Genomic DNA, 19,498 nt, shown 5'->3' on the forward strand with positions numbered 1-19,498 from the left:
GCAGTAGCAAATCCATCCGTTTTCATCAGATGGTCGTACTGATTGACCAAACGTATTCTTAACTCTTCCAATTTGCGATTTAATGAAAGAGCTTCTTCACTCTTACCTAAAACTTTNCCGAATTTCAAATCCCATTTATTGGGAAAAATTTCGAGCTTAGTACTAAATTGGGCAATTTTACCATCAATGGTAATTCTACCCATAATGGCNACTTTTCCGTTTTTCTTAGGAGCATTTTTTTTCAGATAGAAAAGCACTTTGAAGGTTGATTTTTTTACTTGCATAACTCAACTTTTTAAATTACAAAATTAATTTCTATTGAGTTACCATACGCTATGAAAACAAGTGCAAAACACTGAAATATAGTATTTTACTTAAAATATTTAAAACCACCATTAGGTAACGATTTAGAAACCTAACTTTGTTTTTACCCGTCAAATTACCTTATTCCTTGCTTTCCAACACTTTCCTGATAACAAACTAAACCATTTAGTATGTGTATATTACAGCTTTTTGCTTACCTTTGTCGCTTAGTTCTTTTCATCTAAGGAAAAGAACAATGTATGAAAATAAATAATGAACTCAATTTACTATTTTTATCACGAAAGAATAACAGAACCTAAAACACACAAATACACAATGTAATGTGTCTTTTTTATGTTTAAAGGTAGAAAAAAGCCTCGAATTTACTTCCTAAGTAGAAATAAAAGATCCAGATTTTGTGCGAAAATGGAATGCTTTTTGTAGTAATGCTTAGCAAATTTTTAAATTATTAAGATATGAAATTAAAATATATTCTTTTTTTGGCAATTGGAGGTGCCTTTTCGGCGTGTTCTACTTCAAAAGAACAAATTTATTGGGTGAATTCTGTAAAAGTAGATTGTGATGCAGGAGCAGGAAAAGCCCAATGTCTGCAAGTTTCTAAAAATGAAGACCTTGATAAAGCTCAATGGGAATATTTTTACGCCCCGATAGAGAATTTTGTTTTTGAGGAAGGATTTTTTAAGAAGATACAAGTCAAAGAAACACAATTGGATAGCAAAAATGTCCCTGCCGATGCTTTTTCGATAAAATACACAATGATAAAAGAAATTGAAAAACAGAAAGAGATGTCTTTTGAACTTAACGGAAATTGGACGTTGGAAAAACTTAACGGAAACCAAGTTACACAATCATTAAAGCCCAATTTGGAACTTCATTTGCAAGAGAAAAAAATAAACGGAGTTGGCGGATGTAACAATTATTTCGGAACGATTACAGAACTTCATCAGAATAAAATTCAGTTTGGCAAAGTGGGGGCAACCAAAAAAATGTGTATGGAAGACAATATCGAAATGGCGTATTTCACAGCATTGTCCGAAGTGCGTACTTTCAAAATAAACGACGGAAAATTGATTTTGTCAGATGCTTCAAATAAAGAGATACTGATTTTCAGTCCTAAAAAGAAGGTAAATGAGCGTTTGCACGATATTTGGGGAGCTGTTCGCATTGGAGGAAAGTCGATTGAGAAAAAAGAAGGCATTCCGATGTTGGAAATCAATCTTACTGAAATGAGCATCAGCGGAAATGATAGTTGTAATAATTATTTCGGTCAGATTGAGCAGCTTACTGATGAGAAAATTGTCTTCGCAGGAATAGGGGTAACCGCCAAATTATGTCCTGAAATGGAAATTGCCAATCAGTACAACCAAGCTATGGAAAAGGTAACTTCCTATAAGCTTGAGGAATTAAATCTGACGCTGTATGATGCTCAAGGAAATGAAGTACTTGCTTTTATAAAGGGGGATTAAAAATCCTCTTTTTTTGTGTTGTATGTTTTGGCTTTTGAAACAATTTGATAGAGTTAAATTCTTTACCTACCAAAGAATGAAAGTTTTTACTAAAAATATTGAAAAGCTGTATTTTTCTGACAAATTGTCGGTAATAAATACTTTTTAGGAAAACTTTGTCTGGAGTTTTAGTGGAATATTTTGTTAATACTATTTTGGAATGGTTTTTGCGTTTTTTCGCTGGTTTATTAGCACATATCAGTTTAAAGCTGTACATTTGCGGTTTTATAAATAGAGAGTTCAGAAAATTGTAATATAAAAAAATTTTTCAAACAGAGATTAATGACATTTAAGAAAGAAATTACATCAAATCAGTTGATTAGTGATATTATCAAAGGTATCGAAAAAGTAAAAGGAACTGACATAACCATTATGGATTTACGAGATATTGAAAACACAGTGTGTGATTACTTTATTTTATGTAATGGTTCGTCTAATACGCAAGTAAATGCCATTTCAGGGGCTGTACAAAGAGTTGTAAGTCAGGGAGAAGGACATATAAAGCCTTGGCACGTGGAAGGTGAAAGCAATGCAGAATGGGTATTGATTGATTACGTAGATGTTGTGGTTCATATTTTTCAAAAACATATTCGCGAACACTACGATATTGAGGGATTGTGGGGAGATGCTAAATTCATAAATATAGAAACTAACTATTAGACATATGTCAGAAAATAAAACGAATAGACCTCGATTTTCAGCTTATTGGATTTACGCCATACTAATAGCTGTCATATTAGGATTTAATCTTTTTTCAGAAGGAAGTTTGTGGAATCAGCCAAAGGAAATACCTCAGTCAAAATTTGAGGAATTCTTGCGTAATGGGGATATCAGCAAAACTGTGATTGTCAATCGAAAAGAAGCAAATGTGTATCTAACACAAGACGCTTTAAACAAGGAAGAACACAAAGATGTAAAACCAGGCAAAGGTGTGCTTCAAAGCACTAATATCCAAAACGATGTTCCTCAGTATCATTTTGAATTGGGAGATTTGAGTAATTTTGAAAATCGCTTCGACCAGATTGTACAAGAAAATAATTTGACAACAACTCGTGAGAACAAAACACAAAAAAATTTGCTGTCCGATTTGTTACTTTCTATTCTCCCTTTTGTGTTAGTGATAGGTCTTTGGATTTTCCTTATGAGAAGAATGGCTGGAGGCGGAGGAGCTGGAGGCGGACAAATTTTTAGCATTGGAAAGTCAAAAGCACGTCTTTTTGATGAGAAGAAAGAAGTTCGTGTTAGTTTCCAAGATGTCGCAGGTTTAGAAGGTGCTAAAGAAGAAGTTCAGGAAATAGTTGATTTTCTTAAAAATCCAGATAAGTATACTTCTTTAGGAGGAAAAATTCCAAAAGGAGCATTGCTTGTAGGTCCTCCGGGAACAGGAAAAACATTGTTGGCTAAGGCTGTTGCAGGTGAAGCTCAAGTGCCTTTTTTCTCTCTTTCAGGTTCTGATTTTGTAGAGATGTTTGTGGGGGTTGGAGCCTCTCGAGTACGTGATTTGTTCAAACAAGCAAAAGAAAAATCACCAGCAATTATTTTTATTGATGAGATAGATGCTATAGGTCGAGCCAGAGGTAAGAATAATTTTACAGGGGCAAATGATGAAAGGGAAAATACTCTGAATCAGTTACTTACTGAAATGGATGGTTTCGGAACGCATACCAATGTGATTGTTTTAGCTGCTACAAATCGTGCCGATATTCTTGATAAGGCTTTGATGAGAGCTGGGCGTTTTGACCGACAAATTTACGTTGAGCTTCCTAATTTGAATGAACGCAAGGAAATTTTCCAAGTTCATTTACGTCCGATAAAAACTACTGAAACATTGGATATAGAATTTTTGGCGAAGCAAACTCCTGGTTTTTCAGGAGCAGATATTGCTAACGTTTGCAATGAGGCAGCTTTGATTGCAGCACGTAAGGGAAAAACAGCCGTGAATAAGCAAGACTTTTTAGATGCTGTTGATAGAATTATAGGAGGGCTTGAGAAAAAGACCAAAATAATAACACCAGAAGAGCGTGAAGCGATTGCTTTTCACGAAGCTGGACACGCTACAGTAAGTTGGTTATTGGAACACGCTGCTCCGTTAGTGAAGGTGACTATAGTTCCAAGAGGTCAGTCTTTAGGGGCAGCTTGGTATTTGCCTGAAGAAAGACAAATTGTTCGTACTGAGCAAATTCTTGATGAAATGTGTGCTGCTCTAGGAGGACGTGCTGCTGAAAAGGTAATGTTTGATAAAATTTCAACAGGAGCTTTAAGCGATTTAGAAAAGGTAACAAAACAAGCTCGTGCGATGGTTACAATTTACGGATTGAACGATAAGGTAGGAAATTTAACTTATTATGATTCGTCAGGGCAGTCTGAGTATAGTTTTGCAAAGCCATATAGTGAAAAAACAGCTCATTTAATTGATGAGGAAATTTCTAAAATAATTGAAAATCAGTATGAAAGAGCGATTAAAATATTAACTGATAACAAAGATAAATTAATTGCTTTAGCAAACCTTCTTTTAGAAAGGGAAGTGATATTTAAGGAAGATTTGGAAGCTATTTTTGGAATCCGAAATTTTAAACAGGTAGTTGAACAAAATTCTGATAATGAGCAAAATAAATCTCAAGAAGAAAAAACTGAGGGTGAATATTAGGAAATAATTAAAAATAAAGTTTGTAAAAACTTGATTGTATTTTGAAAAACAATCAAGTTTTTTTTGTACTTTTACCCATCAATTGCGTATAACTACTAAAATGTAGTAAAATTAATGAATTTTTTTAAGAAAATATTTAGTACACGAAATAGCGAATCAAAAAAAGAAGTTTCCCAAGTTAATTCCATTTTTGATGATGATATACCTGCTGATGAGCAATTTGCTATCAAATTTAATGAAAACGGAGGGAAATTCATTTATTGTACTTCTGATTTTGAGGTGCAAGGGGTTTTTCGTAATATTCTGAAAGAGATAGGAGTAGATGTAAAAATAAGTTATTCTAACGGAAGTTTAAAAAGTATGTTTGAGGAATATGATTCTCTTTTTACATCGAATATACAAGATTCTAATGTTTATTTAACTGATTGTGAGTATTTAATTACTACATTGGGAGGGATTATGTTATCGTCAAACCAGTTGAAACAGAAGAAAACAGAGGAACTTCCAGAAATTTTTATAGTTTTTGCCAAAACAAGCCAAATGGTAAAAGATATTACAGAAGGTATGCGAGGAATTAACTTTAAATATACCAAACGAAAACCTACAGGCTTGGTAACGCTTCGTAGTTTTAAAGAAGATAGAAATCAGAATGATATTATGAATTACGGAGGAACTTACAAAAAAACGTATCTCATTCTGTTAGAAGATTTATAAATTCAAAAAATAATAATTTGTGAACGAATTATTTAAACGAGCGATAACAGGATTTATTTATATTTTCCTTTTGCTTTCAGCTATAATGCTGGACGTTAGTGCATTCGATTTTTTATTTTTATCCTTTGGAATAATTTGTATTTTCGAATTTAAGAAGCTTGTCAGGCTCAAGGGTTTATCTGTTTTTATAATCTTTTTATTCATTTGGTGGCTGTTCATTCATCTGAAAGTCAGTGTTTTTTCTGTTTACATATTTTTGTTATTTACTATTTTGGCTAATGTATATTTAACTTTGTTGCTCTTTTACGGAAAAACACCATTGCGGCTTCGGGATAATGGATATAAGTTGTTAATCAGTCTGTTGTACATCGGTGGTGGTTGCGTTTTTATCCCGTTGATATACAAGAAGGAATTAGCATATTCGCAGTTTGATGCTCAAGTTACAATGATTGGAATTCTATGTATTATTTGGGCAAGTGATAGTTTTGCATATTTAATGGGGAAATCTTTTGGTAAACACAAACTTTTTGAGCGTATTTCTCCTAAAAAGACAATAGAGGGTTTTGTCGGTGGACTTGTAGGAGCAGTAATAACGTCTTATATTATAGCTGTTTATAGTAGTAAAGGAACGTGGGAGTGGATTGTTTTGGCAGTCGTTTTAGTCATTACTGGAACTATAGGCGACCTTGTAGAATCAAGCTTCAAGCGTGTAGCCAATGTGAAGGATAGTGGAACTATTTTACCTGGACACGGAGGATTACTCGATAGGCTTGATAGTCTTGTTTTTGCATCACCTTTCGCCTTTTTAGTATTACAAATTTTAGATTATTTTAATTGATAAATAACCCAAAGAATGACTGTAAATTTTTCTAAGTATCAAGGCACAGGAAACGATTTTGTGATGATAGATAATCGGAAAGGAAATTTTCCTAAAAATGACCAAAAATTGATTGCTTTTCTGTGTCATCGTAGATTTGGCATTGGGGCAGATGGCTTAATCCTTTTGGAAAGTGCTGAAAACTATGATTTTAGAATGGTTTACTATAATTCTGATGGAAATGAAAGCTCAATGTGTGGTAATGGAGGAAGATGTGTTGTGGCTTTTGCAAAACAGCTTGGGATAATTTCCGATAGGACTTTTTTTATTGCCACGGATGGTGAGCATTCAGCACAAATCAATAAAGAAGGAGAAGTACAGCTACAAATGAAAAATGTAGAAGTCATCCAAGTTGAAAAAGATTATATTTTTTTAGATACAGGTTCTCCACATCACGTGCAAGTGGTTGATAATATGGATAAAATTAATGTTAATGCAGAAGGGGCAAAAATCAGATATGGAGAACTTTACAAAGATAAAGGAGGAAGTAATGTTAATTTTGTGAACCAACAAAATAAAAATACATTCAATATACGTACTTATGAACGAGGTGTAGAAGCTGAAACCTATTCTTGCGGAACGGGGGCGACTGCTGTGGCGATTTCTATGCATCATATCGGGAAAACCACTAGTAATGAAGTATGTCTACAAACTTTGGGTGGGGATTTGAAAGTTCTTTTTAAAAGAAAAGAAAAAGGATATGAAAATGTTTATTTGTGTGGTGCTGCAACTTTTGTTTTTGAGGGTAATTTTGAGGTAAAAGTATAGTAAAAATATTGAAAATGAATTTTTTGAAAGAAAAATCAATAAAACTTCGTGCGTTAGAACCTGAAGATGTTAATTTTTTGTATGAACTTGAAAATCAAGAAAGTTTATGGGAAGTGAGCCAAACTCAGATTCCTTTTTCAAAGTTTTTGTTACAAGAATATATACAAAATGCAAAGCAAGATATTTATGAAGCAAAACAATTCAGATATGTGATTTCTTCTTTCGATAATCAATTGTTTGGTTGTATAGATTTGTATGGTTTTGACCCTAAAAATAAAAGAGCTTGTGTGGGTATTACTGTTCTTGAAAAATATCAAGGGCAGGGAATTGGTCAAAAAGCATTACAAAATTTAATGAACCATTGCGAAAAATACCTTGATTTATACCAATTGATAGCTTATATCCCAGAGGACAATATGGTCAGTATAAAACTTTTTGAAAAGCTCGGTTTTACTTCTTATGGAATCAAAAAGGATTGGATTTTTTCTCAAGGAAAATTTAAAGATGTGATAATATATCAGAGAAAACTATAGAGAATATTTTTTTAAAATATCGTTTTTGTGGAAAACTTTGCTAATGGAAGTGTTTGGCAAAGTTTTTTTATGATGCGTGTGATGTTATTTGTAGTGATTAAATAATATGAATAAAGTTGAATAAAAATCGATTATCTGAAAATAATTTCTTTAAATTATGTTAAATCACTCATCAAATTTTAGCAAAAAAATAAGATATTAAAAAAGGTTTTATCCTATCTTTTTCCTTAATTTTGTCGGTGACGAGTATGAGTTATGATTACAGACTATCAAGATATTGAACTAACCGTAGAAAAACCACTTCCAATTGATATGGAAGTTATTTGGGATAAGTCGAAAATCATCGTTAGCGAAACTGATATTTATGGAAGAATTGTGGAGGTTAACGATGCATTTTGCGATGTGAGTGGTTATTCTATTGTTGAGATGATTGGTCAGCCACATAGCATCGTTCGTCACCCAGATATGCCCAAACTTATCTTCAAAATGTTGTGGGATAATCTAAAAAATGAGAATAATTTTGTTGGGATTATTAAAAATTTATCAAAGTCTGGAGAATACTATTGGGTAATAGCAGATTTCATAGCTCAGAAAGACATTTTAGGCAACGTAACTAATTATATTGCCAGACAGAAGTCCGTCTCAAAAGATATAATCGACAATCACATAGCTCCCTTATACGAAACTCTATTAAAATTAGAGAAGATAGGAGGAATGGATTTGAGTGGTCGTTTTTTAAAAAATTATATGGATAAAGAAGGAAAGGATTACATTGGTTTTATTGTCGATATTGTGACAAAGAATAAGGTTAGTCTCTCTTTTGAAGATGTTCCCGCCGCGTCTTTTGAACCAAACAGAGAAATTTCCAATGACATACACATACTAAGCAACAACGAGCCTGAAGATAAACGAAAAAGTTTTTTTGAAAGATTATTTCAATAAAATTACTGACAATATTTTCTAACTAAAAAACAAAAAATGATGATAAACAGACCAATACCAATAGATAAAGAGGTAGATTGGGATAAAACTAAGACCATTATTAGTGAAACAGATAGTTTTGGTACTATTACCAATGTAAATGATGTGTTTTGTGAGGTTTCTGGATATAGCCCCGCAGAACTTATCGGTCAGCCTCATAGCATAATTCGCCACCCAGATATGCCTAAAGTTGTGTTCAAAATGTTATGGGACAACCTTAAGAAAGGTAATAATTTTGTTGGAATTGTGAAAAATATGACAAAGTCTGGAGAATATTATTGGGTGGTTACAGATTTCGAAATAAGAAGGGATATAATGGGAAATATTACTCATTATATAGGAAGAAGAAAGTCTGTCCCCCAAAGTGCTATAGATAACCATATTGCTCCTTTTTATGAAACACTACTCAGACTTGAAAAAATTGGAGGAATAGAATTAAGTAGTCGATTTTTTAAGAATTACTTAGTAAAACAAGGAAAAGACTATATGGACTTTGTGATTAGCATTATGTCCGAAACACAGGAAAAACCATCTTTTATGGATACTACACCAACAATGATGAATGACAATACAAGTGTTATTTCAGATGATATTTACCACGTAAATGACCAGATGAATTTGAAGCGTAAGAGCTTTTTTGAGAAATTGTTCTCATAGCATTCATTTTAATTAATACATTTTTAACAGATGCATCAACTTTAATTTGGCGCATCTGTTTTTTTGTAATAATATTTTCTAACTTTTAAATTATTTCCTACCTTTGGTGAGGAAAGACAAATATTTTCATTTAAAATATTTAGTGTTCTGATTTGAAAATTTTACTTGAATATAAAATGTGTAAATTATGAAACGAAGAATCAAAAAAGTTGCTGTCATTGGATCAGGTATTATGGGCAGTAGCATCGCTTGTCATTTTGCTAATGTAGGCGTGGAAGTGCTATTGTTGGATATTCTTACTAAAGAACTAAATGAAAATAAACTAAAAAAAGGACTTTCGCTTACTGATAAAGAGGTAAGAAATAGGATTGTGAATGATAATTTGACAAAAATATTAAAGTCAAAACCATCTCCAATTTATCATACAAATTTTGCCAAACGCATAAAAACAGGCAATTTGGAAGATGATATTACAAAAATCAAAGAAGCCGATTGGATAATTGAGGTAGTTGTAGAACGATTAGATGTTAAAAAATCCGTTTTCGACACCATTGAAAAATATCGAAAAGAAGGTACGCTGATAACTTCTAATACTTCAGGAATTCCTATTTCTTTTATGAGCGAAGGAAGAAGCGAAGATTTCAGAAAACATTTTGCCATAACACATTTTTTTAATCCACCTCGTTATCTTCAACTTTTTGAAGTAGTTCCAAGTGCGGATTGTAAACCTGAAGTGGTTGATTTCTTACTATCTTACGGAGAAAAATTTTTAGGGAAGACAGCTGTTTTAGCTAAGGATACACCAGCATTCATCGGTAACCGCATTGGTGTGTTTGGCATAATGAATATATTTCATACAATAAAAGTTTTAGGATTAAAAGTTTCAGAAGTAGATAAATTAACAGGAGTAGTGATTGGGCGTCCTAAATCAGCAACTTTCCGAACGGCAGACTTGGTAGGCTTGGATACATTGGTACACGTTGCCAACGGATTAGCTCAGAATTGCCCGAATGACGAAGCCCGAAGTTTATTTGTTCTTCCTGATTTTATTCAGAAAATGATTGAAAATAATTATCTGGGAGAGAAAACAAAACAAGGTTTTTACAAAAAAGTAGCTTCTAAAGATGGAAAAAATGAAATTTTAGAGCTGAATTTGAATACAATGCAGTATGAGTCTTCAAAAAAAGCGTCATTTGCTACATTGGAACTCACAAAATCTGTTGAAAATGTACTTGAACGTTTCCCAATTTTGATAAAAGGAACTGATAAGGCAGGAGAATTCTATCGTAAAACATTTGCGGCACTTTTTGCCTACATTCAGCATCGTATTCCTGAAATTTCAGATGAGTTATATCGTATTGATGATGCAATGAAAGCAGGTTTTGGTTGGCTAAATGGTCCTTTTGAAATTTGGGACGCAATTGGGGTCAAACAAGGAATTGCTTTAATGCAATCTGAAGGATACGAACCAGCCTTGTGGATTACAGAAATGATTGCTTCAGGAAATGAGTCTTTCTATATGATAAAATACGGATTTACATATTATTATGATATTTCGAATAAAAAATACTTGAAAAAATCAGGGCAAGAAGGATTCATTATTCTGGATAATATCCGTCCTACAAAAACTATCTGGAAAAACGCCGAAGCCAGTATTTTAGATATGGGTGATGGCATTTTGAATTTGGAGTTTCATTCAAAAATGAATACTATTGGAGGTGGTGTTCTTCAAGGAATCAATAAAGCGATAGACTTAGCGGAAAAAGATTTTCAGGGATTAGTTGTTGGTAATCAAGTGTCTAACTTTTCTGTGGGGGCAAATATCGCAATGATATTTATGATGGCTGTAGAGCAAGAATACGATGAATTGTATATGACAATCAAGTATTTTCAGGATACGATGATGCGTATGCGATATTCTTCCATACCAACAATTGCAGCTCCACACGGAATGACATTAGGTGGCGGTTGCGAATTATGTTTACACGCTGATAAAGTTGTTGCAGCTGCTGAAACGTACATCGGTTTGGTAGAGTTTGGAGTTGGAGTTATCCCTGGTGGAGGAGGTACAAAAGAATTAACACTCAGAGCTTCAGATTCCTTGAGAAAAAATGATGTGGAACTTAATCGTTTGCAAGAATATTTTTTAACTATCGGTATGGCGAAAGTTTCGACTTCGGCGTATGAAGCCTTTGATTTGGATATCTTCCAAAAGGGTAAGGATATCGTTGTAGTGAATAAAATGCGACAAATTGCTGAAGCCAAAAAACACGCTTTGCTTCTTGCCGAGGCAGGTTACACCAAGCCTATAGAAAGAACTGATATTAAGGTACTTGGTAAACAGTCACTTGGAGCCTTTTTAGTTGGCACAAACTCAATGAATGTAGCAAATTATATTTCGGAATATGATAAAAAAATTGCTAACAAATTGGCTTATGTGATGTCGGGAGGAGATCTTTCCGAACCCACATTGGTTTCGGAGCAATATCTTTTGGAGTTAGAACGAGAAGCTTTCTTGTCACTTTGTACAGAACGCAAAACTTTGGAACGTATCCAATATATGTTGCAAAATGGAAAACCTTTAAGAAATTAAAAGTGAAGGTAAAAAAACGAGATATATTGAGTATTATCTCGTTTTTTAATTTATAAAAGACTTCCATCAAATAAAAAAGGTAGAAGGTCTTTGATGGATTCTGTTTTGATGATTTTTCCTGAAGCCCCCATAAAATAGACGTTAATATTCTTTTTCTGGCGAATTTCATATTCTGAAATTGATTGCCGACAAGCACCGCAAGGAGAAACAGGATACTCGGTAGGCTCTTGGGCTGTTCCCGTGAGTGCGATAGCTTTAATAACTTGTTTAGGGAATCGGGCTGAGGCTTGGTAAACTGCCACACGTTCAGCACATAAACCTGACGGATAAGCCGCATTTTCTTGATTTGACCCAATGCAAATTTCTCCATTTTCCAGAAGAACAGCAGCCCCCACTTTAAAACCTGAATACGTGGCGTAGGCATTTTCCCTCGCTTTGATAGCTTCTTCCATTAATTTTTGTATTTCGTAGGGTAGCTCATCAATATTATCAAAAATGCTATACTTTATTGTTAGTTCACGTTCCATTTTGTTAAAAGAATATTAAGTTTTACTCTTAGAGCAACAAATATAAGAAAATAATCATTTATTAATTGTATTTTTGTGTCCAAAATTGAAAAAAGGTAGTGAAATAAATCTTTTTTTATCAATTAGTTTAATAAAATAACATCAATTATGGTTTTTGAAATATGTGCAAGTTCCTTTGAATCAGCAAGGAACGCTCAATTGGCAGGAGCAAATCGCATTGAATTGTGTAGTGAATTAGGAGTAGGAGGAGTTACTCCAAGTTATGGGCTTATTAAAAAAGTTATGGACGAACTTTCTATCGAAAATTGTGTTTTGATACGTCCAAGAAGTGGAAATTTTACTTACACAGATGAGGAATTTGATGTGATGTTCCGTGATATTAGTTTTTGTAGAGAATTAGGCTGTAAAGGTGTGGTTACAGGGGTTTTAAATACCGACAACACCATAGATAAAGAGCGTACACAACAATTGATTGAGGCGGCGGGAGATATTGATTTCATCTATCACCGAGCTTTTGACTGCGTTCCTAATCCAGAAGAAGCCTTAAATCTATTAAAAACTTTGGGAGTAAAACGTATTTTAACTTCAGGAGGAAAAAAATCAGCTGTGGAAGGGTTAGACGTACTTAAAAAACTTAATCAGCAGGCTGAAGGAAAGATTACCATTATGCCAGGAGGAGGAATTAATCCACAAACAATTTTAAAGATTAAAGAAGCAGGATTTAACGAAGTACATTTTTCAGGCACCGTTTTTGAGAAGTCAGCTAACGAAATGCCTTTTTCTTTCAATACGGCAAGTTTTTTAGATGAATCGGTGCGTCCAATTTCAGGAATCGAACAGATAAAAACTATTATGAACGCCTTGAAGTAAACTTCTGTGTTTATTTTTCTGAAAGTTTTACACAATTACAAGTAAAATCTTATATTGTTTACTTTTAAATATTTTATTTTCAGTTATTTATTTGAAAGGAAATTCTTCAACTAAAATTATTTGAAAATGAGAAAAATTTTGATATTCCTTTGTTCTGTATTCCTGATGGTGGGCTGTAAAACTTCTTCTGAAATTGGTAGCAAAAAAGAAAAGAAGTGGCGATTGGTTTGGGAAGATGATTTTGAAAGAGATGATATTTTTTCTACAGGCGTTTGGTCAAAAATTCCGCGTGGTAAATCTGATTGGAATAACACAATGAGTTTGGACGAATCACTTTTTGAAATCAAAAATGGAAAACTGATACTTATTGGGAAGAAAAATGACATCGCTCCAGATGATTCTTCTAAATTTGTAACAGGAGGTGTTTTTACCAAAAACGGGAAATATTTTGAATACGGAAAGGTGGAAATTCGTTGTAAACTTGAGGCTACACAAGGCTCTTGGTCAGCAATTTGGATGCTTCCAAAGGTAGGAAAATGGCCTTACGGTGGTGAAATTGATATTTTGGAACGATTGAATTTTGATAATTTTGTATATCAAACCATACACACGCAATACACACAAAATAATAAGGAAAATCCTAAGCATTATACTACTTTTCCCATTAATCCAGACGATTATAATACCTATGCAGTAGAAATTCAGCCTAACGAATTGCGTTTTTACGTCAATGAGCAATTTACGTTTTCATATCCTCGTATTGAAGGAAATCCAGAATAATTTCCTTTCGGAAAACCTTTTTATTTATTGATTGATATGCAGTTAGGAGGCTCTTGGGTTGGAGATGTTCCTGATTTTGAAAAACCAATCCGTATGTATGTTGATTGGGTTAGATATTATCAAAAATAATTTGTATAAGGTGAAAATTGAAAATTTTAGGAATGATTTTTGTACTTCTTACGAAAATGAAGAAGAATTTTATTTGAAAATATGTACATAATACTCATTTTATTTATAGTTGTTTATCTTTTACTTGCACGTTATGCTAATCAAGCTCTGAAAACGCTGAAAATTTCTCAAAAGGGTAGGTATGTTTTTGGAGCGATTTCTGTTTTGGTTATTGTAAATGTAGTTTTGCAGTGGCTCTTTCGTACCAAAGCCGTATGGACTATCTTTCAGCAGTACTCAATGGGGGCGTTAATTACTTGGTTTATCATACTTGTTGTGTTGTCTTTTATTTTATTTTTGGAAGATATACAACGGATTGGTGTTGCGATATTTCGGTATAAATCAGCAGCTGATAAATCAATTCCATCAAGAAGGAAATTTGTCAGTTTGTTGGCTTTAGGTATTGCTTCCATTCCATTTGTGTCTGTGATTTATGGTGTCACAAAAGGGAAGTACAACTACAAAGTTTGGAAATACACACTTTATTTTGACGATTTGCCAGAGGCTTTTGATGGGTATCGGATAACTCAAATATCTGACATTCACGCAGGAAGTCTTGATAACAAATCGAAAATACAATACGGAATAGATTTGATTAACCAACAGCGGAGCGATGCCATTATGATTACGGGTGATATTGTAAATAATTTGGCTAGTGAGTTGCTTCCTTGGAAAGATATTTTGAAGCAATTAAAGGCTAAAGATGGTGTCTTTTCCGTTTTAGGAAATCACGATTATGGAGATTATTCCTCTTGGGAAACTCCCGAAGCAAAGGCAAAAAACCTTGAAGATTTAAAAGAAATACAACGTGAAATGGGATTCGATTTGATTTTGAACGACCATCGTTATATTGAAAAAAATGGAGAAAGGATTGCCATTTTGGGAGTTGAAAACTGGGGACACGGACGATTTTCAAAGTATGGCGATTTGGAAAAAGCAATGCAAAACGTTTCAGATGAGGATTTTAAGATTCTTTTAAGTCACGACCCAACGCATTGGGAGTACGAAGTGTTACCTGAAAATAAAAATATCCAACTAACACTCAGCGGACATACGCACGGAATGCAAGTAGGTATTGAAATAGAGGGACTTGTGAAATGGAGTCCTTCAAAATGGACTTACAAATATTGGGCAGGAATGTATGAGGAGGCAGGAAAAAAACTGAATGTTAATCGTGGATTTGGTTATCACGCATTTCCTGGAAGAATCGGAATTTGGCCAGAAATTACCGTAATTGAATTGAGAAAGAAAAGAAATTAAAAAAGTGGAGAGAATTCTCCACTTTTTTATAATTTACTGATAATTTGTATATCTGCTTTAATTTCAGCCTTTAAGCTATTCGATGCCTCCACCAAAGGCAAACGAACATAAGGTTTACATAAGCCTTTTTCTGCTAAAATAGCTTTGATTCCCACAGGATTACCTTCTTTAAAAGCTAAATTTGTTTGTTTCATCAGTTGATAGTGAATAGCTCTGGCTTTTTCTACTTCTCCTTTTAGTCCGAGTCTCACCATTTCAGAAAATTCTTTTGGGAAAGCAATTCCTATTACAGAAATTACTCCTGAACCACCCATAAATACTGAAGGAAGTGTTGAAAAATCATCTCCTGAAATAAAGAGAAAATCCTCGGGTTTATCCTTTATTACCGCCATATTCAGTGACAAATCGCCAGAAGCCTCTTTTACTGCAATTATGTTTTCAAAGTTTTTTGCTAAACGATTTATCGTATCAGCACTCATTGAAACTCCTGTACGTCCTGGTACATTATACAAAATAATAGGCAATGGAGAATTTTTTGCAATTTCGGAGAAATGTGCATATAATCCATTCTGTGAAGGCTTATTGTAATATGGTGTAACGGATAAAATAGCCGTAAACTCCGATAAGTCAAAATCATTTATTTCATCAATGACTGCTTGTGTGTTGTTTCCTCCGATTCCAATAACTAAAGGTAAACGTTGTTTGTTAGCTTCGATAATGGTTTCACAAACTAATTTCTTTTCGTCTTTGGTTAACGTAGGGACTTCACTTGTGGTTCCCAAAACTACAAGATATTCTACTCCGCCATCAATTACATAATTTACGAGTTTTGTTAGAGCTTCTGTATCTACTTTATTATCAGATGTGAATGGAGTAATTAGTGCAACTCCTGTTCCTCTTAATTGTTCCATATATGGTATGTTTTTTGAATTTATTTTAACATTGTTGACAGAACTTTTTTAACTTCGGTGGCAAAAACAGCCTTCTCTTCCAACTTACAATTGATAATTATATCGTTATATTCATCACCAATGCCCTCAAAACCAATTCGTAGTTTGGCTTTTATGGACGAAGAAAGCAATAGTAGAGGCAATTTTGGGTTTTTAAAATAATTTATCAAGATGTCGTACTCCTGTTCTGAAAGCCTGTCAGCGTGATAGTTACGAACTTTTCCTTGCCAATTAATTTCTTTATCTATTAAAAAGGGGAGTCCGTTTGTGTGGGTTTCTTCCGATTTTTGTTTATATCCTAAAAAAATGTAGTTTTCAGGACGTAAATTGTAGTATTTCACTAATTCTAAAAGTGGCTCAACATCCTTAACTATGTCCATATCAATGATACAGCCTATTTTTGAAACGGAGTTCCCAAACCTTGCAGAATATCTTTCTAAGGCTTTTAAATTCTTCTGAATTTGTTTTTTTAGAAAATAATTTTTTAGAAATTCCAAAATTTATTACTTTTACGCTCTGTTCGCAAAGATAGAGATAAAAATTTATAAATAAGAACCATTTATGAAAAAGTTATATTTAAGAATGAAATATTCTTTTGTTGTATTTGTAACGATTAGTTGTTTTATTTCCTGTAAGCCTGTAAAAAACAATTTGATTTCAATTCAAGGTGAAAATATAGAAATAGGGAATGACCATAAAGGTAAAAATGATGAAATAGAGAAATTTATACTACCTTATAAGAAACACGTTTACAAAGAAATAGAAGCGATTTTAACATATAACCCTGAAGCTTTGGTTAAAGAGGCCAGTCAGTTAAATGCTCCAATAGGGAACTTAATAGCAGATGCTTCGTTCGAGATAATTAATCCTATTTATTCTGAAAGAACAGGAAAAAATATTGATTTTGTTTTACTCAATTGGGGAGGAATTCGTTCTGACTTGCCACAAGGAAACGTGACGTTAGGAAGTGCTTATAACTTGATGCCTTTTGAGAATAAATTGGTAGTTTTGGAAATGAAAGGAGAAAAAATTAATGAAATGGCTCAATATCTGATTAAGACCAAAACACCTCATCCTCTTTCAAGCCACGTTAAGCTCCACATTACAAAAAAAGGTGATATAGAGCTTTTTACAATCAATGGCAGAACGATTGATACTAATGCAACGTATGTTGTGGCTACTTCTGATTATTTGATGCACGGAGGTGACAAAATGATATTTTTTCAAAATTCAGTAAGTGTTTATGAAACAGATTATCTGATACGAAATATACTTGTTGACTATTTCAAAAAAGTAGATGCGATACAAGCAAAAAGAGATGACAGATTTATTCTTATTGAAGATAAGTAAACTAAATTTACGAATAAGATTATGGAAAGAAGACGATTTATACAAGGGATAGGAGCAACATCATTATTTGTAGGATTGGGAGGTTTATCGCTTTCAATGAAGCCTCAAAACACAAAAAAAATAACCATTCTTCACACCAATGATACTCATAGCCATATAGACCCCATTTCGGAAAATGACCCAAGAAATCCTAATAAAGGAGGAGTTGCCAGACGTGCCTATTTGGTAGAAAAAATACGGAGAGAGAATCCTAATACGCTTTTATTCGATGCGGGTGATATTTTTCAAGGAACTCCGTATTTCAATTTCTATGGAGGTGAATTAGAGTTCAAATTAATGTCGATGCTGAAATATGATGCAGCAACAATCGGAAATCACGATTTTGATAACGGAATAGATGGATTATTTGCTCAACTTCCTCACGCAAAGTTTGATTTTCTGACAGCAAACTATGATTTCAGAAACACGATAATGGACGGACATACAAAGCCTTACAAAGTTTATATCGTTGATGGAATTCGCATAGGTGTCTTCGGTTTGGGAATTAAGTTGGAGAATTTAGTAAATAAGGATAATTATAAGGAAACCAATTACTTGGATCCACTTGAAATTGCTCAAGATATGGAGTATAAATTGCGAAAAGAAGAAAAGTGTGATTTGGTAATTTGTTTGTCGCATTTAGGATACAAATACGATAATGATGATAGAATATGTGACCTGAAAATTGCTGAGCAAACATCTGAAATAGATTTAATTATAGGAGGTCACACGCATACTTTCTTGCCAAAACCCACCTTAGTTACAAACAAAAAAGGAAACATAACTTTAGTTAATCAGGTTGGGTGTTTTGGAATTAATTTAGGAAGAATTGATTTTTATTTTGAAGAAGGTAAAAATATCCAAAATAGTTCAGTGAGTATAGAAGTTTAAGAAAAATCTGATTAACAAGAACAAAATTTTATATGGTTTTCTTATTTTTTGAACTGGTCAAAATTACTTTTGCTTATTCGGAAATATTTTGTTCTTTTGTAATCAAATTTTTGTAGAAGCAAATTATTATGAGAAAAATTGTAACATTTATTGTGCTTATTTTTAGTTCATTAGTGATTTCTTGCGGGAAAGATGATGAAAAAGAGATTAAGCCGCCAACGGATTCTTCTTCCAATGTTAAAGAAGATGAAGAGAAAGAAGCTCCTAAAAAAAATCCTTTTGTGGGTACTTGGGAGATAGTTTCGATGCAAATTAATGATAAAGAGCGTGTTCTTAGCGATTGTGAAAAGAAAAGTTATGCTATTTTTCAGGAAACTACATTCACAACATACATAGGGTTGTTAGCTGGAGGTATTTGTGTCGAAAAGCCAATAAATTGGACTTATACAATTTCAGATGATATAATTTCTGGGAAAAGTGAAGAAGGTCTTGTTGCTGAAATTCCTTTTACTTTCAAGGAAGGAAAGTTGACTTTGACATACAATATACTAAACAGAAAAATAGTAAGTACATACAAAAAACGATAAAATTATTAGAGAATATACAAAAAACACTTGCCTTTTTGCAGGTGTTTTTAATTTTTAAACAATATAAAAAGTATTTGAAATGCAAAATAAATTAAAATCTGTAGCAGATTTTCACAAGGCTTTTGGATTGGGAATAAAGCAAGAGCCTACAGTTAATTTGAAAGATGAAATTATTAACTTGCGATTTAAGTTGATGGCAGAAGAAAATGAAGAATATTTGGAAGCCGCACGAAATAAAGACATTGTGGAAGTAGCAGATGCTTTGGGAGATATGCTTTACATTCTTTGTGGAACAATCATTGAGCACGGACTTCAGCACAAAATAGAAGAAGTTTTTAGCGAAATTCATCGCAGTAATATGAGTAAACTTGATGAAAATGGAAACCCTATTTATCGCGAAGATGGAAAGGTAATGAAAGGAGCAAACTACTTCAAACCCAACATTGCAAAGATTTTGGAAAACTAAACAATAAAATT

20 protein-coding genes and 1 pseudogene are annotated in these 19,498 nt (G+C 33.3%); 17 read left to right on the forward strand and 4 right to left on the reverse strand.

Annotated features, from left to right (window positions below):
• A partial coding sequence (locus YW9_RS12780; RefSeq protein WP_040354086.1) for an Arm DNA-binding domain-containing protein occupies positions 1–284 on the reverse strand: 284 nt, incomplete at its 3' end.
• A gap of 495 nt (positions 285–779) precedes the next feature.
• On the opposite strand from YW9_RS12780, the gene YW9_RS0109425 reads away from it, so the two are divergent.
• From YW9_RS0109425 to YW9_RS0109475, 10 genes are all read left to right on the forward strand, one after another.
• Positions 780–1,790 carry an META domain-containing protein gene (locus tag YW9_RS0109425; RefSeq protein WP_018279920.1) on the forward strand — a complete coding sequence of 337 codons (1,011 nt, stop codon included), beginning with the start codon at positions 780–782 and terminating at the stop codon, positions 1,788–1,790.
• 321 nt (positions 1,791–2,111) lie between these two features.
• Complete coding sequence (rsfS, locus tag YW9_RS0109435) at positions 2,112–2,489, forward strand: ribosome silencing factor (protein WP_018279922.1); 378 nt, start codon at positions 2,112–2,114, stop codon at positions 2,487–2,489.
• 4 nt (positions 2,490–2,493) lie between these two features.
• The gene (gene ftsH, locus YW9_RS0109440) at positions 2,494–4,476 is read left to right on the forward strand and encodes an ATP-dependent zinc metalloprotease FtsH (protein ID WP_018279923.1); all 1,983 of its coding nucleotides are present in this window, start codon (positions 2,494–2,496) and stop codon (positions 4,474–4,476) included.
• A gap of 114 nt (positions 4,477–4,590) precedes the next feature.
• Positions 4,591–5,190, forward strand: a complete 600-nt coding sequence (locus tag YW9_RS0109445) for an LUD domain-containing protein (RefSeq protein ID WP_018279924.1) — start codon at positions 4,591–4,593, stop codon at positions 5,188–5,190.
• A 19-nt stretch (positions 5,191–5,209) separates the two neighbouring features.
• A complete protein-coding gene (locus YW9_RS0109450; RefSeq protein ID WP_026193946.1) occupies positions 5,210–6,028 on the forward strand; it encodes a phosphatidate cytidylyltransferase in 819 nt (272 codons plus the stop codon).
• 15 nt (positions 6,029–6,043) lie between these two features.
• Positions 6,044–6,835: a diaminopimelate epimerase gene (gene dapF, locus YW9_RS0109455; protein ID WP_018279926.1), complete on the forward strand. Its 792-nt coding sequence runs from the start codon at positions 6,044–6,046 to the stop codon at positions 6,833–6,835.
• Positions 6,836–6,849: 14 nt separating this feature from the next.
• The gene (locus YW9_RS0109460) at positions 6,850–7,368 is read left to right on the forward strand and encodes a GNAT family N-acetyltransferase (RefSeq protein ID WP_018279927.1); all 519 of its coding nucleotides are present in this window, start codon (positions 6,850–6,852) and stop codon (positions 7,366–7,368) included.
• Positions 7,369–7,623: 255 nt separating this feature from the next.
• The gene (locus YW9_RS0109465; protein WP_018279928.1) at positions 7,624–8,310 is read left to right on the forward strand and encodes a PAS domain-containing protein; all 687 of its coding nucleotides are present in this window, start codon (positions 7,624–7,626) and stop codon (positions 8,308–8,310) included.
• Between the two features lie 36 nt (positions 8,311–8,346).
• Positions 8,347–9,006, forward strand: coding sequence for a PAS domain-containing protein (locus YW9_RS0109470; RefSeq protein WP_018279929.1), 660 nt, complete (start codon positions 8,347–8,349; stop codon positions 9,004–9,006).
• Positions 9,007–9,193: 187 nt separating this feature from the next.
• Positions 9,194–11,599 (forward strand): 3-hydroxyacyl-CoA dehydrogenase/enoyl-CoA hydratase family protein, encoded by a 2,406-nt coding sequence (locus YW9_RS0109475; protein ID WP_018279930.1) that lies wholly within the window; start codon positions 9,194–9,196, stop codon positions 11,597–11,599.
• Between the two features lie 50 nt (positions 11,600–11,649).
• On the opposite strand, the gene cdd is transcribed toward YW9_RS0109475, so the two are convergent.
• Positions 11,650–12,126 carry a cytidine deaminase gene (gene cdd, locus YW9_RS0109480; protein ID WP_018279931.1) on the reverse strand — a complete coding sequence of 159 codons (477 nt, stop codon included), beginning with the start codon at positions 12,124–12,126 and terminating at the stop codon, positions 11,650–11,652.
• 147 nt (positions 12,127–12,273) lie between these two features.
• Here cdd and YW9_RS0109485 point away from each other — a divergent pair, with 147 nt between their 5' ends.
• The 3 genes and pseudogenes from YW9_RS0109485 to YW9_RS0109500 all read left to right on the forward strand — a co-directional run bounded on the left by YW9_RS0109485 (position 12,274) and on the right by YW9_RS0109500 (position 15,204).
• Positions 12,274–12,996, forward strand: coding sequence for a copper homeostasis protein CutC (locus YW9_RS0109485; RefSeq protein WP_018279932.1), 723 nt, complete (start codon positions 12,274–12,276; stop codon positions 12,994–12,996).
• Positions 12,997–13,122: 126 nt separating this feature from the next.
• Positions 13,123–13,905: pseudogene (locus YW9_RS12785) on the forward strand (glycoside hydrolase family 16 protein).
• Positions 13,906–13,986: 81 nt separating this feature from the next.
• A complete protein-coding gene (locus YW9_RS0109500; protein ID WP_018279935.1) occupies positions 13,987–15,204 on the forward strand; it encodes a metallophosphoesterase in 1,218 nt (405 codons plus the stop codon).
• A 26-nt stretch (positions 15,205–15,230) separates the two neighbouring features.
• Here YW9_RS0109500 and dapA read toward each other — a convergent pair whose 3' ends face one another.
• Positions 15,231–16,115: a 4-hydroxy-tetrahydrodipicolinate synthase gene (gene dapA, locus YW9_RS0109505; protein ID WP_018279936.1), complete on the reverse strand. Its 885-nt coding sequence runs from the start codon at positions 16,113–16,115 to the stop codon at positions 15,231–15,233.
• 20 nt (positions 16,116–16,135) lie between these two features.
• Positions 16,136–16,651 (reverse strand): DUF6913 domain-containing protein, encoded by a 516-nt coding sequence (locus tag YW9_RS0109510; RefSeq protein ID WP_018279937.1) that lies wholly within the window; start codon positions 16,649–16,651, stop codon positions 16,136–16,138.
• 64 nt (positions 16,652–16,715) lie between these two features.
• Here YW9_RS0109510 and YW9_RS0109515 point away from each other — a divergent pair, with 64 nt between their 5' ends.
• The 4 genes from YW9_RS0109515 to YW9_RS0109530 all read left to right on the forward strand — a co-directional run bounded on the left by YW9_RS0109515 (position 16,716) and on the right by YW9_RS0109530 (position 19,487).
• Positions 16,716–17,504: a 5'-nucleotidase C-terminal domain-containing protein gene (locus YW9_RS0109515; RefSeq protein WP_026193947.1), complete on the forward strand. Its 789-nt coding sequence runs from the start codon at positions 16,716–16,718 to the stop codon at positions 17,502–17,504.
• A 21-nt stretch (positions 17,505–17,525) separates the two neighbouring features.
• On the forward strand, positions 17,526–18,434 hold the full coding sequence (locus YW9_RS0109520) for a bifunctional metallophosphatase/5'-nucleotidase (protein ID WP_018279939.1): 909 nt from the start codon (positions 17,526–17,528) through the stop codon (positions 18,432–18,434).
• 128 nt (positions 18,435–18,562) lie between these two features.
• Positions 18,563–19,021, forward strand: a complete 459-nt coding sequence (locus YW9_RS0109525) for a lipocalin-like domain-containing protein (RefSeq protein WP_018279940.1) — start codon at positions 18,563–18,565, stop codon at positions 19,019–19,021.
• Positions 19,022–19,100: 79 nt separating this feature from the next.
• Positions 19,101–19,487: a pyrophosphohydrolase domain-containing protein gene (locus YW9_RS0109530; protein ID WP_018279941.1), complete on the forward strand. Its 387-nt coding sequence runs from the start codon at positions 19,101–19,103 to the stop codon at positions 19,485–19,487.
• Positions 19,488–19,498: the final 11 nt, after the last annotated feature.

The organism is Capnocytophaga cynodegmi DSM 19736 (assembly GCF_000379185.1).
Classification (GTDB): domain Bacteria; phylum Bacteroidota; class Bacteroidia; order Flavobacteriales; family Flavobacteriaceae; genus Capnocytophaga; species Capnocytophaga cynodegmi.

Coding starts and splice junctions, on each gene's coding strand:
- YW9_RS0109425 (WP_018279920.1), top strand. CDS start 780: ATGAAATTAAAATATATTCTTTTTTTGGCAATTGGAGGTGCCTTTTCG.
- rsfS (WP_018279922.1), top strand. CDS start 2,112: ATGACATTTAAGAAAGAAATTACATCAAATCAGTTGATTAGTGATATT.
- ftsH (WP_018279923.1), top strand. CDS start 2,494: ATGTCAGAAAATAAAACGAATAGACCTCGATTTTCAGCTTATTGGATT.
- YW9_RS0109445 (WP_018279924.1), top strand. CDS start 4,591: ATGAATTTTTTTAAGAAAATATTTAGTACACGAAATAGCGAATCAAAA.
- dapF (WP_018279926.1), top strand. CDS start 6,044: ATGACTGTAAATTTTTCTAAGTATCAAGGCACAGGAAACGATTTTGTG.
- YW9_RS0109460 (WP_018279927.1), top strand. CDS start 6,850: ATGAATTTTTTGAAAGAAAAATCAATAAAACTTCGTGCGTTAGAACCT.
- YW9_RS0109465 (WP_018279928.1), top strand. CDS start 7,624: ATGATTACAGACTATCAAGATATTGAACTAACCGTAGAAAAACCACTT.
- YW9_RS0109470 (WP_018279929.1), top strand. CDS start 8,347: ATGATGATAAACAGACCAATACCAATAGATAAAGAGGTAGATTGGGAT.
- YW9_RS0109475 (WP_018279930.1), top strand. CDS start 9,194: ATGAAACGAAGAATCAAAAAAGTTGCTGTCATTGGATCAGGTATTATG.
- cdd (WP_018279931.1), bottom strand. CDS start 12,126: ATGGAACGTGAACTAACAATAAAGTATAGCATTTTTGATAATATTGAT.
- YW9_RS0109485 (WP_018279932.1), top strand. CDS start 12,274: ATGGTTTTTGAAATATGTGCAAGTTCCTTTGAATCAGCAAGGAACGCT.
- YW9_RS0109500 (WP_018279935.1), top strand. CDS start 13,987: ATGTACATAATACTCATTTTATTTATAGTTGTTTATCTTTTACTTGCA.
- dapA (WP_018279936.1), bottom strand. CDS start 16,115: ATGGAACAATTAAGAGGAACAGGAGTTGCACTAATTACTCCATTCACA.
- YW9_RS0109515 (WP_026193947.1), top strand. CDS start 16,716: ATGAAAAAGTTATATTTAAGAATGAAATATTCTTTTGTTGTATTTGTA.
- YW9_RS0109520 (WP_018279939.1), top strand. CDS start 17,526: ATGGAAAGAAGACGATTTATACAAGGGATAGGAGCAACATCATTATTT.
- YW9_RS0109525 (WP_018279940.1), top strand. CDS start 18,563: ATGAGAAAAATTGTAACATTTATTGTGCTTATTTTTAGTTCATTAGTG.
- YW9_RS0109530 (WP_018279941.1), top strand. CDS start 19,101: ATGCAAAATAAATTAAAATCTGTAGCAGATTTTCACAAGGCTTTTGGA.